The 14,860-nt window shown below is 62.3% G+C and carries 15 protein-coding genes; 4 read left to right on the top strand and 11 right to left on the bottom strand.

Annotation, left to right across the window (positions count from 1 at the left end):
* Position 1: 1 nt before the first annotated feature.
* The 4 genes from ACYVG8_RS04295 to ACYVG8_RS04280 form a co-directional block, all read right to left on the bottom strand.
* Entirely contained in the window at positions 2–826 is an 825-nt protein-coding gene (locus tag ACYVG8_RS04295; protein WP_036385778.1) for an AraC family transcriptional regulator, read from the bottom strand.
* Between the two features lie 226 nt (positions 827–1,052).
* Positions 1,053–1,448 carry an aconitase X swivel domain-containing protein gene (locus tag ACYVG8_RS04290; protein ID WP_028499038.1) on the bottom strand — a complete coding sequence of 132 codons (396 nt, stop codon included), beginning with the start codon at positions 1,446–1,448 and terminating at the stop codon, positions 1,053–1,055.
* 9 nt (positions 1,449–1,457) lie between these two features.
* Positions 1,458–2,819, bottom strand: a complete 1,362-nt coding sequence (locus ACYVG8_RS04285) for an aconitase X (RefSeq protein WP_460745056.1) — start codon at positions 2,817–2,819, stop codon at positions 1,458–1,460.
* 187 nt (positions 2,820–3,006) lie between these two features.
* Positions 3,007–3,561, bottom strand: coding sequence for a DedA family protein (locus tag ACYVG8_RS04280; protein ID WP_281661022.1), 555 nt, complete (start codon positions 3,559–3,561; stop codon positions 3,007–3,009).
* Positions 3,562–3,783: 222 nt separating this feature from the next.
* Between ACYVG8_RS04280 and ACYVG8_RS04275 the strand changes: the two genes are divergently transcribed.
* Positions 3,784–3,987 carry a hypothetical protein gene (locus ACYVG8_RS04275; protein ID WP_028499041.1) on the top strand — a complete coding sequence of 68 codons (204 nt, stop codon included), beginning with the start codon at positions 3,784–3,786 and terminating at the stop codon, positions 3,985–3,987.
* Positions 3,988–4,054: 67 nt separating this feature from the next.
* On the opposite strand, the gene ACYVG8_RS04270 is transcribed toward ACYVG8_RS04275, so the two are convergent.
* From ACYVG8_RS04270 to ACYVG8_RS04255, 4 genes are all read right to left on the bottom strand, one after another.
* On the bottom strand, positions 4,055–4,219 hold the full coding sequence (locus ACYVG8_RS04270; protein WP_156952505.1) for a hypothetical protein: 165 nt from the start codon (positions 4,217–4,219) through the stop codon (positions 4,055–4,057).
* A gap of 65 nt (positions 4,220–4,284) precedes the next feature.
* Positions 4,285–5,910 (bottom strand): methyl-accepting chemotaxis protein, encoded by a 1,626-nt coding sequence (locus ACYVG8_RS04265; protein ID WP_084299995.1) that lies wholly within the window; start codon positions 5,908–5,910, stop codon positions 4,285–4,287.
* A 51-nt stretch (positions 5,911–5,961) separates the two neighbouring features.
* Positions 5,962–6,867: a LysR family transcriptional regulator gene (locus ACYVG8_RS04260; protein ID WP_158537473.1), complete on the bottom strand. Its 906-nt coding sequence runs from the start codon at positions 6,865–6,867 to the stop codon at positions 5,962–5,964.
* A 315-nt stretch (positions 6,868–7,182) separates the two neighbouring features.
* A complete protein-coding gene (locus ACYVG8_RS04255) occupies positions 7,183–7,359 on the bottom strand; it encodes a DUF3761 domain-containing protein (RefSeq protein ID WP_460745070.1) in 177 nt (58 codons plus the stop codon).
* A gap of 295 nt (positions 7,360–7,654) precedes the next feature.
* Here ACYVG8_RS04255 and ACYVG8_RS04250 point away from each other — a divergent pair, with 295 nt between their 5' ends.
* The gene (locus ACYVG8_RS04250) at positions 7,655–9,652 is read left to right on the top strand and encodes a methyl-accepting chemotaxis protein (protein WP_028499044.1); all 1,998 of its coding nucleotides are present in this window, start codon (positions 7,655–7,657) and stop codon (positions 9,650–9,652) included.
* Positions 9,653–9,924: 272 nt separating this feature from the next.
* Here the strand turns inward: ACYVG8_RS04250 and ACYVG8_RS04245 are convergent, their stop codons facing one another.
* Positions 9,925–11,571, bottom strand: coding sequence for a methyl-accepting chemotaxis protein (locus ACYVG8_RS04245; protein ID WP_460745055.1), 1,647 nt, complete (start codon positions 11,569–11,571; stop codon positions 9,925–9,927).
* Positions 11,572–11,933: 362 nt separating this feature from the next.
* On the opposite strand from ACYVG8_RS04245, the gene ACYVG8_RS04240 reads away from it, so the two are divergent.
* Both ACYVG8_RS04240 and ACYVG8_RS04235 read left to right on the top strand, forming a co-directional pair.
* Positions 11,934–12,596 (top strand): response regulator, encoded by a 663-nt coding sequence (locus tag ACYVG8_RS04240; protein WP_460745054.1) that lies wholly within the window; start codon positions 11,934–11,936, stop codon positions 12,594–12,596.
* A complete protein-coding gene (locus tag ACYVG8_RS04235) occupies positions 12,593–13,918 on the top strand; it encodes an ATP-binding protein (RefSeq protein WP_107890025.1) in 1,326 nt (441 codons plus the stop codon). The genes ACYVG8_RS04240 and ACYVG8_RS04235 overlap by 4 nt, the downstream gene beginning before the upstream one ends.
* On the opposite strand, the gene ACYVG8_RS04230 is transcribed toward ACYVG8_RS04235, so the two are convergent.
* Positions 13,915–14,421 carry a diheme cytochrome c gene (locus ACYVG8_RS04230; protein WP_036385781.1) on the bottom strand — a complete coding sequence of 169 codons (507 nt, stop codon included), beginning with the start codon at positions 14,419–14,421 and terminating at the stop codon, positions 13,915–13,917. The genes ACYVG8_RS04235 and ACYVG8_RS04230 overlap by 4 nt on opposite strands.
* Before the next feature lie 11 nt (positions 14,422–14,432).
* Entirely contained in the window at positions 14,433–14,849 is a 417-nt protein-coding gene (locus tag ACYVG8_RS04225) for a DUF1924 domain-containing protein (RefSeq protein WP_460745053.1), read from the bottom strand.
* Positions 14,850–14,860: the final 11 nt, after the last annotated feature.

The following is a 14,860-nucleotide window of genomic DNA, read 5'->3' as shown; positions in this document are numbered from 1 at the left end:
ATCAGCAGCGCAGCTCCTGTATGTAGCTGCCCGGCGTGGTGCCGGTGTACTGCTTGAAAAAGGCGACGAAGGCACTGTCGCTGTTGAATTCCAGCGTGCTGGAGATGGTCGACAGCGAAACCCGATTGCTCATCAGCTCCAGCGAGCGCATCAGCCGCCACTGCTGGCGCCAGGAACGGTAGTTCATGCCGGTCTCGCGCGAGAAAATCCGGCAGATGGTTCTTTCCGAAGCGCCGATGCGGGATGACAGTTTTTGCAATTGCGGGGGAAGGGCCTGCTGTTTCAGGATGTCGAGCAGAGGTTTCATCCGTGAATCCTGTGGCAGCGGCAACAGCATCGGCTGTCTGGGCGCCGCACAGATTTCGTCAATGAATACCTGCAGCAGATTGTATTGGCGATCCTGGAACCAGTTGGTTTCAAAATCGGAAAAGGCAATGCGCTCTACCAGCTCTTTCAGTAATGGCGATAACGACATGACTTCTATTTTGGCGGGCAGTTGCGGAAATTCATTCATGTCCAGATAAATGGAACGGAATTCGACATTATGATGCTGAACGGTCTTGTGCAGGGTGTGCGCCGGAATCCAGACTGCGCGATACGGTGGAATGATGCATACCTGATTGCAAAGCTCGATGTGAGTGCAACCCTGTCGGGTAAAGGTCAATTGACCCTTGCTGTGTGAATGCAGACCTGCACGCGGAGTATGTGCGACAGGGGAGTCATAGCATGTGGCAATGCCCAGTACCGGGGAATCGAATTTGTCGGGGTCAAAAAACTGGTTCAGGGCTTCGGCATTGGAGAAAATATCAGGAGGGATCACCGCCATTGAAAAGGGTCCTTTCTTCAGCTGCCATTATGGTGAACGCGATAAGGCCGGGCACACTGAGGGTGCCGCTGGACGCCGTCGGGCGAAAAACGGACAGGACCAAGCATAGCCCGTGATTCCCGTTCCATCCATAACGATTTTCTAAACATCTGGCGCATGACGTTGGCCTGTCCTGCGCCGGAGAGGGGCAGGGCGGCATCCGCCGCTCTGCGAAGTCATGCAGACGCTAGTCGTCGATGTGAATGTCGTGCCCGCGAATGCGGAGGCGCTGTCCGGTTCTCAGCCGGCTGACGATATCGATGCCGAAACGGTCGAATACCGGGATGTCGATGGTGATGGCGCTTTCATACAGCACCGGATCGATCCGGTTGCACAGAATGGCAACCGGCGCCGTGCCGCGCTTTTGCGCATCGAACAGAATGAACGGCCCCATGGTGCCGCCCCTGCCTTCGGGACAGACCAGCACGCGGCCAGCCATGCAGTGTCCGTGCAGTGGATGACCCTCGGCGACGAGCGCGCCTGTTTCCGGGTCGAAATCACCGATGAATGAAAAGGGGAAGTCGACCACGAACACCTCCGCCTCGACATCGCCGGCATTCAGTTGCCTGCCTTGTATCTGCATGCTGTGCTTTCAGTTGGGCTCGGTAATGGCATCCACGCAGGCATCCATGTCGGCGATGCGGACCCTGACCCGGCCCTTGGTCAGCCTGGAAATGTAGTGCGCCGCCTTGAACGACTGGGTCAGGATCAGGTCGACCGATTCGGGAATCGGCGCGTCCGGGATGGCCGACATGCAGGCACTGGCAAAAGTGCCGCCCGCCTGCTCGATCGACTGGACATAGCCCATTTCCTCGGCAAGCCGGTATTGCTGGTGGGCGAAGCCGACCCACAGCCGCTTCCCCGGACTGACATGCCGCTGCGCCAGCAGGCCGGCCAGATGGCGGACTTCGTTGATCGACAGGTGCGGGCAGCCGAACAGCGCCATGCCGGCGCCGCGGACATCGGCCGCTGTGGCGCCGACGGCTGTCCGTGCGTCGTCCGCGGTGGCGCAGGGGGCCGGGCCGCTTGCCGGTTCGCCGCAGGGCCGGCTGACCGGGATGGCCGTTGCCAGCGCGGCCGACAGGTCGACTGCCTGGTAACGGGCCAGGGCATGGCGAAGGGTATCCGGGTCGATGTCGACATGCTGTTCGGGCGCCTTGCCGCCCAGTGCCTGTTCGAGGGTATCGGCCTCCGGCGTGACGCCGACGATATGGCAGACGCCGACCGCGCCGGTGACCGAGAGCGGCACCATCAGGTATTTCAGCCGGTCAAGATTGAAGTCCCGGCTGAAGCCTTCGATGACCACATTGCGGTCCTGGGCCTGCTCTCCCAGAAAATAGCCGATGGCACCCAGCTCGATCTGCGACAGCCGGTCGACGTCGATATCGTGCAGCCGGACCTGGACTTTGGCATACCGTTCTTCATCCAGGAACAGACCACGAAAAGGGGCGCGACCGGTAATGGCTGCCGCCAGGCTGATCACGGCGCCGTCGCGATTGCAGCGTGCGCCAAGCACCGAATTGGCGATGACCTGGCCACCGGAACCGATCCAGGAAATGAAATCGCCCTTGCGCGGCAGGTTGCCGACCATGGCCGGAAAACAGGTATAGGTTTGAAAAAAGCCTTTTTCCTGGAATATCTTTTTTCGGCGATTCAGCAGGTCCAGGTTTCTGGATGCATAGTCGGCGGCAATGCCCATTTCCGCCCAGCTTTCCGGGCTGAAGGCAGACATGTGCGGGTGCAGCGAGGTAAAGACCGCCGGGTGGCGGATACCTTCCGTCATTTGTTCCAGCAGTTCGATGGGAATAGTGGGAATCACATGCGCGCTGGCAATCCTGACCATTTTTTCCGCGCCGAAGGCGGTGCCGAACTTGACCAGCATTTCCATCGATTTCTGCACGCCAGGTCCGAACTTCCCCTCGACCATGGCGGTTTCTTCTTGATCCAGAATCATTTTCTGATACCCGTTGTTATTCTGTGCTGCCGGCGGGCTGCATCGTGCCGCAGTCGGGCGCGGCCGCTGCGGAATTCGTGCAGGAATTGGAAAATATTCAGGATAGCGATGGCCTGTGCCAGCCATTACCGGAATCAGGACATTAACTGTCAAGTTTCAGACAGATTGCGCGGCAGCGCCGCGCTGTCTAGCGCCGGTGTCGCCGGCTGCGCCACCATGCCGTCAGCAGGGAGAGCGCAACGAGCAGCACCAGCGCGGCAACTTCATAGCGCTGGATGTCGGCAAACAGCCACTGCAGCGAGCGTCCGAACAGAAAGCCGACCCCGGCAACCAGCGGGGCCCAGATCGCTGCGCCGATCAGGTTGAACAGGACAAAGCGCCAGGCGGGCACCTCGCTCATGCCGATCGCGACCGGGCCGACCAGGCGCAGCCCGTACAGGAAGCGCACGGCCACGATGACACCGCCGTGGTAGCGCAGCAGCAGCCGGTTTACCTGTTCCACGCGCGGGCGCCAGCCGGGGAAGCGGCGGAACAGGGATCCGCCGTAATGGCGTCCGGCGAAAAAACAGGCCTGATCGCCGAGCGTGCCGCCACAGATCGCAGTGACAACCACCAGCGGCCATGACAGATAGCCCTGATGCGCGGCAAAGCCGGCCAGGATCAGGACGGTTTCGCCTTCGAGCAGGGTGCCGGCAAACACGGCCAGGTAACCATACTGGGCAATGAGTCCGGCGAGCATCATGCATGATTCCTTGCAGGGGGCGGTGACATGGCCGGGAAGGCCCCGGACAACTGCCTGCCATGCTGCCACCGCCCGGACTCGGGTGCACGTGCCACCTCACATGCCGGAGGCCGGACACGGCTGTCCCAGCCGACAGGCGGTCATGTCTTTGTTTTAACCGGGACCGCAGCAGCACATGACAACTGCCAGAATGACAGCATCAGCCCAGGAAGGAGACGTACCATGGAACCGTTCAGGGAAGGGGACCACGTCATGCACCCGGCATCCGGGGCGGAGCTGGTCTTTCTGCGCGAGCTTGATGAACTGGACGAGTTCATCACGCCGGTATTGTGTGCGACGCAGGATATCTACGGTGCGCGGGTGGTGGTCGAAAGGACGGACCTGGAGGCGTGCAACAACCGGGTCCGGGCCTCGTTCCATCCCTAGCCAGGTGCCGCCCGTCAGCGCGGGACGCGATACACCCGGCCGCTTGCCACGTCATGCAGGACAGGGATCAGCCGGGCGAGTCGGATTCGATGCCGGTGAACAGCACGGTATGGATTTCGCCGTTTGCCAGTGCGATCAGACCGGCCTCGGCGGGTTGCCGCGGCAGACCGGCTGCCTGGGTCAGGCCGCATGCCAGCAGCGGGATCAGGGCAGGAAACAGGTGCTTGCGCATCGGACATCCGGTCAGGGCAGGGGGTGGCCAGTGTAACAGCCGGACACTCCCCGCCGCTGGCGGGCTCAGACCTTGAAGCGGGCGATGGTTTCCAGCATCAGGGTTGCCTGCTCGTTCAGCCGGGTGGCCGTCGTGGCATTGTTCAGCGAGCCGGAATGGCTTTCCTCGGCCATTTGCGCCACGCGCTCGATCTGCTGGGCAATGCTGGTGCTGGCCATCGACTGCTCACGCATCGAGTGCGAGATCTCCGCGATGCGCTCGACGGTGTCGCCAGTGCGCGCCAGGATGCTCTGGATCGCGCCGGTGGCCTGATTGGCCGATTCGACACCGTGCTCGACCTGGGTGACCACGCCATGCATCGAGGCCACGGTCAGATTGGCGTCGTCCTGCATCGACTGGACGGTCACGGTAATTTCCTGGGTCGACTGCGCTGTGCGTTCGGCCAGCTTGCGGACTTCATCCGCCACCACGGCAAAACCGCGACCCTGCTCGCCGGCACGGGCGGCCTCGATCGCCGCATTCAGCGCCAGCAGATTGGTCTGGTCGGCAATGTCCTTGATCACGCCGACCACGGTGCCGATCGACGCCGTCTTGTCCTTCAACTGCTCGATCTGGAGCGCCGCCTGGCGAACGCTGTCCGAGGTACTGCGGATCATGTCGATGGTGTCGTTGATCACCTCGGCACCGACCTTGGCTTCGCTGCCGGCCTCGCGGCCGCTCTGGTCGGCCTGTGCCGAGCGGTCGGCCACATGGCTGACGCTGACCGTCATCTGTTCGACCGCCGCCGACATGCTCGAGGTCGATTCGCTGACCTGTTCCACCGCCTCGGTCATCTGCTCCGAGGCACTGGCGACCTCACCGGCGTAGCCGCCCACTGTCTGGCCGATCTGCTTCAGTTCGACGAAGCCGGTCTGCAGCATCTGCAGAAGCTGGTTCAGGCGCTGGGCGATATGGGTGATCTCGTCGCGGCCATGTTCCTGTACCCGCTGCGTCAGGTCGCGATGGGTCGTGATCAGGCTGATCTTCGCGTCCAGCTCGTTCAGCGAGCGGCTGATGCTGCGCGTGAGCAGCAGGCTGGAGCCGACCATCAGCACCAGCAGGGCGGAACCGAGCGACATCAGGATCCAGGTTGCGCTGGTCGCTGCGTGAATGGCCTGCGCACCGCTTTCCTCGCTGACCTGCCGGTTCAGATTGACCATCTGCTGCAGATCACGGTAGGCGGCATCCGATACCGGAATGGTGGTGCTGCGCAGGTACTCCATGGCGGCGGCATTGCCCTGCGGCGTGTTCTGGTTGGACAGCTGCATGAAACCGGGAATCAGTGCATACCACTTGTCGATCGAGCTGCTCAGCGCATCGATCGATGCCTGATCCTGCGGATTGCTGAGCAGCCGGCTCTTGTAGCTGTCGAGCGCCTGACGCAACACGCCGCGCAGTTTTTCCAGCTCGGTGGCGGCGGCCTGTTTGCTGGCGGCATCGGTCGAGCCGGCATGCAGCGTGATCTGCCGGCGGGCTTCGATAAACTGCGCCTTGATTTCCTCGACCGCAATAATGGATGGCAGGGCATCATGAGTAATCCCGTCGACCTGGCTCTCCAGCTGGCCCATCAGCACTTTCAGCGTCAGCAGCATCGCTGCCAGGCCGAGCAGACTGAAAAAAACCATTCCGTACAATTTTGTCGATATTTTCATGATTCCTGATCCTGTAGATTGAAGCGGTGGGCCGGCCGGCAGAGGGCGGATTCAGCCGCTATTGTGGGTTTCCATTCGTGCAATGGCGTAATCGAGGATGGCTCTTGCGCCAGCCGATAATGTTTTGTGATTTGAATAGGCCGCATACAACCCGTCTCCCCGGGCCAGGTATTGCGGCAGAATGCGGATAACTTTCCGGATGGCCAGGTTGACGCAATGCTCGCTGATCAGGGCAATACCAAATCCCTGCTCCGCCGCACTGATCAGCCCGGACGTGGAATTGGTGGAAAACCGGGTATTGATCTGTACCGGCAGGCAAATTTCTCCATTGGGCAACAGAATATTGATCGAGGTATCATCGCTGCGATGAATGCATTGATGATTTTTCAGATCGTCCGGCCGATGTGGCGTGCCATGCACGCTCAGGTAGTCGCTGCTGGCATAGAAGCCGAGCGGCATGCTGCATAATTTGCGGATGACATAATTCGTCCGCCGGGGTCTGCCAACCATCAACAGCAGATTGATATTTTCCTGGTCGAGGTCGGGCTCATGGTCTGAAACCAGGACTTCCAGTTCCAGTTCTGGATAGGACTTCAGCAGTTCAAAGAAAAAATTGTTGGTGGGGCACTCGAAAAACCCCGTCGGGACCTGTATCCGCACTTTACCACCGACTCCATGGCTGGCTGACTGTATGGATTCAATTGCAGCACTGAGGCTGTCTATATTCGTGCTGCTCCATTTGTACAGCCGCTCTCCATCCGGCGTGCAGAACAGAGAACGGGTTGAGCGCAGAAACAGCGAGGTGCCCAATCTGTTTTCCAGTCCGCTCAATCGCCGGCTCAGCGTGTTTGCCGGCATGCCGAGTTGCTTGCTGGCCCTGGAGAAATTTCCAGCGCGAACGATCTGAACAAAAAGCGCTATATCGTTGAGCATTAAATTTACACAGCGGATGTTCATATAAGTTGATATGGGCTTGTTATACATAACAAGCCCATTGCCATATTAAATATGGATTTTACACGATGTTATCATGATCAATTGTCAATTGATAACTGACAACGATGGATATCAGTTTTCCATTAATGAGCGTAATCGAGAGCTTTCCGGCCGCCCGGTTTCTGGTCGGCCACCCGGCCGGAATGGTGTGTCCAGGGGAACCGCCGGGCACGGCGCAGCCGGCACCAGTCCGGTGCCGGGGCGGTGTTCTGCCATCCCGGACAGGGGCGGCGGAGAGGGGGGCCGACCGCGGCATGCCGGGACGGCCGCCGCGCCTTACAGCCAGTTTTCCACGCCGCCATGCCGCGAACATGTGCCGCGACGATGCTGGCTGAAACTGTACGAGCCGTCGCGGCAGCGGGCCGATGCCCCTTCGGGGGCCTTGCCATTGCGGGTATGGGCGGGGGAATGCACCCGTTTGCCGTCACTGTTGGTATAGCTGCCGTGTTCGATCAGCTGCGATTGGAATGCGTGTCCGGGTACGGGGATTGCTTGGCGAGGGCCGGCTGGAAGGCCAGGGCGGCCAGCAGGGCGAGCAGGGCAAGTCGCATGATAAAACCATTGTCATGAAATGTGCTTATCGTGCCCCTGCTTGCCGCCACAGGTAAAGAATCTTGATCAAAAAGCGCTAAAAATTCGCCTGCAGCGGACTCATTCAATTATCGTAGGCGCAGGCCGACAGCAGCAAATTGCTGCTCAAAGGCAGGGGGCACTGCGCCCCGGGTCATTCGCGATCAGGAGACAAATCATGCGTATCGGTTTTCGCAAGAGCATTCTGCTGGCCAGCATCCTGTCGGCCGCGCTGCTGATGGGGGCGGTGCTGGGAACGGCGGTTTGGGTTGCGCGCAATGCCAGCCTGGAGCAGGGACAGGCGCTGGCGCTCGGCACGGCGCAGACCTATGCGGTCCAGTTGCAGAATGAAATCAGCGCCTCGTTCTCCGTGGCCACGACGCTGTCCCGCAGCCTTGCCAGCCTGAAGGACAGCGGCAGCAACAACCGCAAGACCGCCGATGCGATCACGGTGGCCGCGCTCGGCGGCACGCCGGCGCTGCTCGGTCTGTCCTCCTACTGGGAGCCGAATGCCTTTGATGGCCGCGACGCCGACTATGCCGGGGTCCTCCCGCAGGGAGCCGATGGCCGCTATCTGACCTGGTGGAACCGGGGCAGTGGCCAGATCAAGCCGGAAGCCTATGCGTTCCAGGGCGGGGAAGCGGAAAATCCGTGGTACTTCGTGCCAAAGAAAACGCTGAAGCCGTTTGTGACCGAGCCGTACCAGGACAAGCTCGACGGCAAGCCGGTCACGCTGGTGTCACTGATGAGCCCGATTCTGCATGACGGCCACTTTCTCGGTGTCGTCGGCGCCGACTATCCGCTGACCACGCTGCAGCAGATCCTGGGCAAGGAAAAACCGTTCGGCGTTGGCGAGCTGGCACTGATTTCCCCCAGCGGCGTGTATGCGAGTCACCCCGATGCCGGCAAGCTGGCTGCCAGGGCCGACGATGTCGATGCCGCCGGACTGGCCGCCGTGGCCGAAGGTCGCAGCCATCTGGAGATCCGCGATGGCAAGGTCCGGGTGCTGTATCCGGTGCGCTTTGGCGATGCCCGGCAGATCTGGGCCCTGTCGCTGTCCTTCCCGGCCAGCGTGCTGACCGCCAGCGCCGACCGCACCATGCTGATGGGCTCGCTGCTCGGCCTGGGCGGGCTGGTGCTGCTGGCGCTGTTGCTGACCCTGGTCCTGAACCGGGCCATGCGACCGCTGACCCGGCTGGAGCGGACCATGAACGAGCTGTCGGGCGGTGGAGGCGATCTGACCCGCGCGCTGCCGGTGCCGCTGCTGGACGAGATCGGTCGCATCGCCGCGGCGTTCAACCAGTTTGTCGGCAGCCTCGGCGGACTGATCCACGGGGTGAAGACGCAAAGCGCATCGGTCGCCGAGCGGGCCCACAAGGTGACGGAAGCCAGCGAGACCATTTCCGGCCGCTCGAAGCAGCAGATGGAAGCCGCCAGCGCGGTGGCGTCGGCAGTGGAACAGATCAGCGTCAGCATCGCCCAGGTTTCGGATCGGGTGAAAGAGGCATCGGGGCTGTCCACCGAGGCGCGCGAACTGGCCTCGCAGGTGAACGAGGCGGCACAGACCAGCGCGGGTGAAGTCAACGATATCCTGATCACCTTTACCGGGCTGCATCAGCGCATGGCGCAACTGGACGCGTCGTCGCAGGAGATCTCCGGCATTGTCGATGTCATCAGCAGCATTGCCGCGCAAACCAACTTGCTGGCACTGAACGCGGCGATCGAAGCCGCCCGTGCCGGCGAGCAGGGGCGCGGCTTTGCCGTGGTCGCCGACGAGGTGCGGCAGCTTGCCACCCGTTCCGCACAGGCCACCGACGAAATCGGCCGTGTCATCCGGCTGGTGCGCGAGCAGATCGACAGCACCATTGCCGGCATGGAAGCGGCCGGCGGGCAGGTCGAAAGCGGCGTCGTCCATGTCCGCCAGGCGGCGGACGGTGCCGCCGAAATCGAGCGTCACATCATGAAGCTGTCGGATCAGCTGGTCGAAGTCGGCCATGCCAGTACCGAGCAGTCGCATGCCAGCCACGATATCGCGGTCAATATCGAGAATATCAGCAGCATGGCCGAGGAAAACCATCAGGCGGTCGCGGAGACGGATGCCGAGATCAATTCGCTGAGCCGGATGGCACGTGGCATGCACGACGAGATGGGCGCATTCCGCACCCGGGGCGATTGAAGCCGGTTCCGGGCGCCACGCCGGTTTGGTGCTGGCGTCCGGACATCAATATCACGGCGCGTGACATATAAATCACGCGCCATCATGCATGTAGAACACTATCTGACCGTGGATGGCCGCAACCCCTTCAACGAGTGGCTGAATGATCAGGCTGCCCATGCCTGATGTCTGCCAGCAATAACGACGAAAACTTCAAACGCAAGGCCCATGCCTGCCAGGTCACAAACCCGTCGAAAGACGGGTTTGTGACCTGGCAGGCAAAACCGGTCCGTCTATACGCGGAAGCGGTTGAGGCTGCCGTCCAGCGCGCCGGACAGGTCCTGCAGCTCGTGTGCAAGCCGGCTCGACTGCTGGGCGGACATATTGGTGCTCTCGTTCATCTGGGCGATATGCTCGACGTTGCGTGCCGCATCATGACAAGCCTGGCTCTGCTCCTTGATGGCGCTGGCCATCTCGGCGATCTTGTCCACCGACCGCTGCGACAGGTCACGGATCACCTGCAGCGAGGCCGCCACGCTGCGCGTGCTGTCCACGCCGGTCACGATGCGGGCATTGGCCTGCTGCATGCTCTGGTGGGCCTCACGGGTATCGGTCTGCACCCCCTTGATGCGCGAGGAGATTTCGGTCGTCGCCTGGCCCGTTCGTTCTGCCAGCTTGCGGACCTCGTCGGCGACCACGGCAAAGCCGCGACCCATTTCGCCGGCCCGGGCGGCCTCGATCGCCGCGTTCAGTGCCAGCAGGTTGGTCTGGTCGGCGATATCGCTGATGACCTTGACGATCTCGCCAATCTCGCCGGAGCGCAGGTTCAGCTGGTCGATCAGCCGGGTCGTCTCGGCAATACTCTGCGCGATCTGCTGGATCTCGTCGGCAGCCTGTACCGCCATCTGGCTGCTCTGGCCGGCTTCCCGCGTGGCGTCGCGCGCCTGCGCTTCGACTCCCTGCGCATTGTCCGCCACCACATTGATGCTGACCGTCATCTGCTCGAAGGCCGCGGCACTGGACGCGGCGGCTTCCGACTGCTGATGCGAGGCCTGGGCGACCTGGCCGCTGACGGCGTTCAACTGGTCGGCGGCGCTGACCAGCTTGCCGGAATAGCCGTGCGATTCGCGGATCAGTCCGCGCACCGTGCTGACCAGCGTGCCCAGCGACGCACCCATGCTGCCGAGTTCGTTCCTGCCGTAGTCGGGAAGATCGAGCGTCAGGTCACGGGTCGAGGCCAGGGTATGGCTGATTTCCTGCATGCTGTGCAGCGGTTTCTGGATCGAGCGGATGATCAGCAGCGAGATCAGCACGCCTGCCAGCAGGCTGAGGCCGAGAATGCTCAGGACGGCGGTCTTGGCCGAGCTGGAGGTTTCGTCGATCTGCCCGTGCAGGCTGTCCACCGCCGTCTGTGCCGACTGGGCCAGCGCATCCAGCGTGCTTTCCATCCGGTGCACATTGTCCTTGTATTTGCCCAGTGCGGTATTGGCATCGGCCGTCGAGGTGAGGTGGCCGGCTTCCACGCTGGCTGACACGCTGTTGAATCCATTGCCGTAACCGGTCAGCAGCTCGCCCTGTTCGGTCATGCGCTGCTGCAGCGCCGCAAGCGCATCCGGCTGCCGTGCCAGCAGTTTTTGCAGGTCGGCAATATTGGTCTGGGTCTCGGCAAAGGTTTTCTTCCATTTGCCCAGATAGCCGGCCCGTGCCTCCGGCGCGCCGATATTGATAAAGTAGTCTTTCTCGAAGCGACGCAGGTTGCCGATTTCTACCTGAAGCTTGCTGACACCCTGGAAAAATGCCAATTCATGATTGGTGACTTCGGCGACACGGGTGTTGATGCGGTCCAGCCCTTGCAGTGACACCACGCCCGCGCCTGCGAGCGCCAGCAACAGCAGGGCGAACCCCAGAATGATGCGGGTTGCGACTGATAAATTTTTCATGCGATTTTCCATGCCATGGGCGGATAGATTCCAGAGCGGCTGGTGTCGTTATAAATGCAGGATTGCCCGTTTGAGTCTGGCGTTATCCGTCCTGCCCGCTCTTCCCCGCAATTTTAATCACAGTGACCTGCCGCCGCTGGCATTCAATTGTTACCAAATACATGGCACCTGCCATTTAATAAATTGTTCGTCATGATGGTGACAATAAAATGAATGGCATATGAATAAAGAAATGGGCAGGGGGTATGTGAGAATAATGATTCTCGTATTTTCAGTCTGTTTTAACTATTGAGTGGTTATTTTATGGAAACATACGACCGGACTGGATGCGGCTGGCCCGGAAACAGAATGAAGGAAAACGGATGCGCGTCCTGCTGGTGGAAGACGACCGGATGATCGGCGAAAGCGTCGAGGAAGGGTTGCGCGGTGAGGGCTATGCCGTGGACTGGGCCCGGGATGGCATCAGCGCCGACATCGCCCTGCGTACCACCCGCTATGACCTGGTGCTGCTCGACCTGGGCTTGCCCGGCCGGCAGGGGCTGGGCGTGCTGGCCGATCACCGCCGCGCGGGCGGGGATACGCCGGTGCTGATCGTGACTGCGCGCGATGCCACGGCCGACCGGGTGCAGGGACTGGACGCCGGTGCCGATGACTACCTGGTCAAACCCTATGATCTCGATGAACTGTTTGCCCGCATTCGTGCGCTGCTGCGGCGGCGATCCGGGCGCAGCAGTCCGGAAATCCGCCTGCGCGGGCTGACGCTGAATCCGGCCACGCACGAGGCCAGCCTCGACGGTGCGCCGCTCAGCCTGTCGCGGCGCGAATTCTCGCTGCTGCTGGCCCTGCTCGATCCGCCGGGTACGGTGCAATCCCGCGCCAGACTGGAAGAGAAAATGTACGGCTGGGGTGAGGAAGTCGAAAGCAACACCATCGAAGTCTATATCCATGCACTGCGCAAAAAGCTCGGCAGCGATTTCATCAGGAATGTGCGCGGCGTCGGCTACAAGGTGCCGGGTGACGCATGAGGTCGATACGGCGGCAACTGCTGGTCTGGCTGCTGGGCGGGGTGCTGGTGTCGACGCTGATAGCCGGTGCGATGATGTTCATCAAGGTGCGCGAGGAAACCGGCGAGCTGTTTGACGACCAGCTGCGCCTGATCGCCACCTCGCTGCCGACCCGCATTGTGGTTCAGCACCAGGCGGAGGAAGAGGACGACGAGCTCAACGACGATATCTCGGTGCAGATCTGGGATCTCGACGGCAAGCTGGTCTATTCGGCCAATGCCGGACCGGGCCTGCCGAAGCCGGCGTTTCGCAAGGAAGGGCACCATTCGGTGTCCTCGGCCAGCGGCCGCTGGCAGGTCTTTACCGAGATCCGGCGCGGGCACCTGATTCAGGTCGCACGGGCCAGCCGCGACCGCGACCGGCTGGCGATGAAACTGGCACTGCGTTCGCTGCTGCCGTTCATGGTGCTGATTCCGCTGCTGGGCCTGTTCATCCTGCTGGTGGTGTCGCGCGGGCTGCGGCCGCTGGCCCAGCTGGCCCGGGCCGTCGGACGGCAATCCCCGTCGGCGCTCAAACCATTGCCCCTGGCACACGTGCCGCCCGAGATCCGCCCGGTGGTGCTGGCGCTGAACGACCTGCTGGCGCGACTGGAGCAGGCGATGAGCGCACAGCGCAGCTTCGTGGCCGATGCCGCACATGAGCTGCGCACACCGCTGACGGCACTGAAACTGCAGCTGCAACTGGCCGAGCGGGCCGGTGACGACGTCCAGCGTGCCGAGGCGTTCGCCCGGCTCGGCCAGCGTCTGGACCGGGCTTCGCACCTGGTGCGCCAGTTGCTGACACTGGCGCGGCATGAACCGCAGATGGGGTTGCCGCAACGGGCACCGGTCGATCTGGTCGCACTGGCCGGACAGGTCATTGCCGACTATGACGATCTGGCTCGCGAACAGGGCATCGACCTCGGCCTGAATGCGGGCGACGACATCGGGCTGGAACCGGGCAACGGCGACAGCCTTGCCATCCTGCTGGACAACCTGGTCCGCAACGCGCTGGCGCACACGCCGGCCGGCGGGCGCGTTGATGTGGTACTGGCGCGTGATGGCGGCCATGCCGAACTGCGGGTCATCGACACCGGGCCCGGCATTCCGCCAGCGGTGCGGCAGCGGGTGTTCGATCGTTTTTATCGCTGTGGCGATCGCGGCAACACCGGCAGCGGGCTGGGGCTGGCCATCGTCAAGAGCATTGCCGATGCGCACGGTGCCCGGGTGACGCTGGCCGACAATCCGGGCGCGGCCAGCGGGCTGATGGTCAGCGTGCGCTTCGGTGCCGGGACCGGCGGCTAGCGCGGCGGGATTCGCACGCTGTCATCGTCGAAATCGCCGCGTTCTGCCTGACGGTGACAGGCGACACAGTTGGCGGCGCTGCCGACGCCCTTGCGCCGGAACACATCGGGACGGATCTCGTCATGCTTGTGGCGGAACCAGACCGTGCTGGTGATCCGCAGCGGCGGGCTGGCCGGATTTTCCGCATACTTGCGCCGGTATTTCGGATTGGTATTTTCCGCCGACCACAGCACCAGAAAGGCGGTGATCTCATCGCGGGTAGCCGCGTCGAGGCTGGCGTTCTCGCCGAAATGACGGTCCAGTCCGCCCATCATCCGCCGCCAGGACGCCGCCGGCAGCATGCCCGGCGGGTAGGCCATGTGGCAGCTCGCACATTCGGCCCGGTAACTGGCATTCGGCGGCACCTGACGGTAGCGGTGCCTGCCCTCGCGGTCATGGTTGTCGGCCAGTGCCGGCAGGGTCAGCAGGGTCAGCAGGCAGGTCAGCAGCAGTGGGGATCTCATGGTGGTTTTCCTTATTTGACGCTGATCAGCCAGGCGATGAAGTCAGCCTTTTCCGCCGCCGTACATTCGCGGGCATGGACATCGTCACAATTGCGCCGGAACCATTTTTCCACTTTCTTCGCATCGGTCAGGCGTTCGGGGTTGGCCACCGGCGCCAGTGGCCGGATGGGCCGGAATGCCCGCGTTTCGCCGGGCTGGCGCGGATCGCGACCATGGCAGGTGGCGCAACTGACCTGCTTGCCGTCGCGCGGAACCTGGCGCAGGAAGAACGCCTGCCCGCGCTCCGCCGAGGCGGCAAAGGCCGGGTCCGGGCGTCTGGCCTCGGTCTGGTAATGCTGCAGCAGGGCGGAGGGCGTCGCGGCCACGGCCGGAACGACGACAAACAGGGACAGGGCCAGCAGGATCGGTGTGGACAGGCGGGTCATCATGGCGGGCCCTC

Source organism: Microvirgula curvata, from assembly GCF_054781615.1.
This window is presented reverse-complemented; position numbering and strand designations above follow the sequence as displayed.

Bases quoted from the DNA above. Each gene is read 5' to 3' on its own strand.
- ACYVG8_RS04295 (WP_036385778.1), bottom strand. From the start codon at position 826: ATGGCGGTGATCCCTCCTGATATTTTCTCCAATGCCGAAGCCCTGAAC.
- ACYVG8_RS04280 (WP_281661022.1), bottom strand. From the start codon at position 3,561: ATGATGCTCGCCGGACTCATTGCCCAGTATGGTTACCTGGCCGTGTTT.
- ACYVG8_RS04285 (WP_460745056.1), bottom strand. From the start codon at position 2,819: ATGATTCTGGATCAAGAAGAAACCGCCATGGTCGAGGGGAAGTTCGGA.
- ACYVG8_RS04270 (WP_156952505.1), bottom strand. From the start codon at position 4,219: ATGCGCAAGCACCTGTTTCCTGCCCTGATCCCGCTGCTGGCATGCGGC.
- ACYVG8_RS04230 (WP_036385781.1), bottom strand. From the start codon at position 14,421: ATGAGATCCCCACTGCTGCTGACCTGCCTGCTGACCCTGCTGACCCTG.
- ACYVG8_RS04290 (WP_028499038.1), bottom strand. From the start codon at position 1,448: ATGCAGATACAAGGCAGGCAACTGAATGCCGGCGATGTCGAGGCGGAG.
- ACYVG8_RS04225 (WP_460745053.1), bottom strand. From the start codon at position 14,849: ATGATGACCCGCCTGTCCACACCGATCCTGCTGGCCCTGTCCCTGTTT.
- ACYVG8_RS04275 (WP_028499041.1), top strand. From the start codon at position 3,784: ATGGAACCGTTCAGGGAAGGGGACCACGTCATGCACCCGGCATCCGGG.
- ACYVG8_RS04260 (WP_158537473.1), bottom strand. From the start codon at position 6,867: ATGAACATCCGCTGTGTAAATTTAATGCTCAACGATATAGCGCTTTTT.
- ACYVG8_RS04240 (WP_460745054.1), top strand. From the start codon at position 11,934: ATGCGCGTCCTGCTGGTGGAAGACGACCGGATGATCGGCGAAAGCGTC.
- ACYVG8_RS04235 (WP_107890025.1), top strand. From the start codon at position 12,593: ATGAGGTCGATACGGCGGCAACTGCTGGTCTGGCTGCTGGGCGGGGTG.
- ACYVG8_RS04250 (WP_028499044.1), top strand. From the start codon at position 7,655: ATGCGTATCGGTTTTCGCAAGAGCATTCTGCTGGCCAGCATCCTGTCG.
- ACYVG8_RS04265 (WP_084299995.1), bottom strand. From the start codon at position 5,910: ATGAAAATATCGACAAAATTGTACGGAATGGTTTTTTTCAGTCTGCTC.
- ACYVG8_RS04245 (WP_460745055.1), bottom strand. From the start codon at position 11,571: ATGAAAAATTTATCAGTCGCAACCCGCATCATTCTGGGGTTCGCCCTG.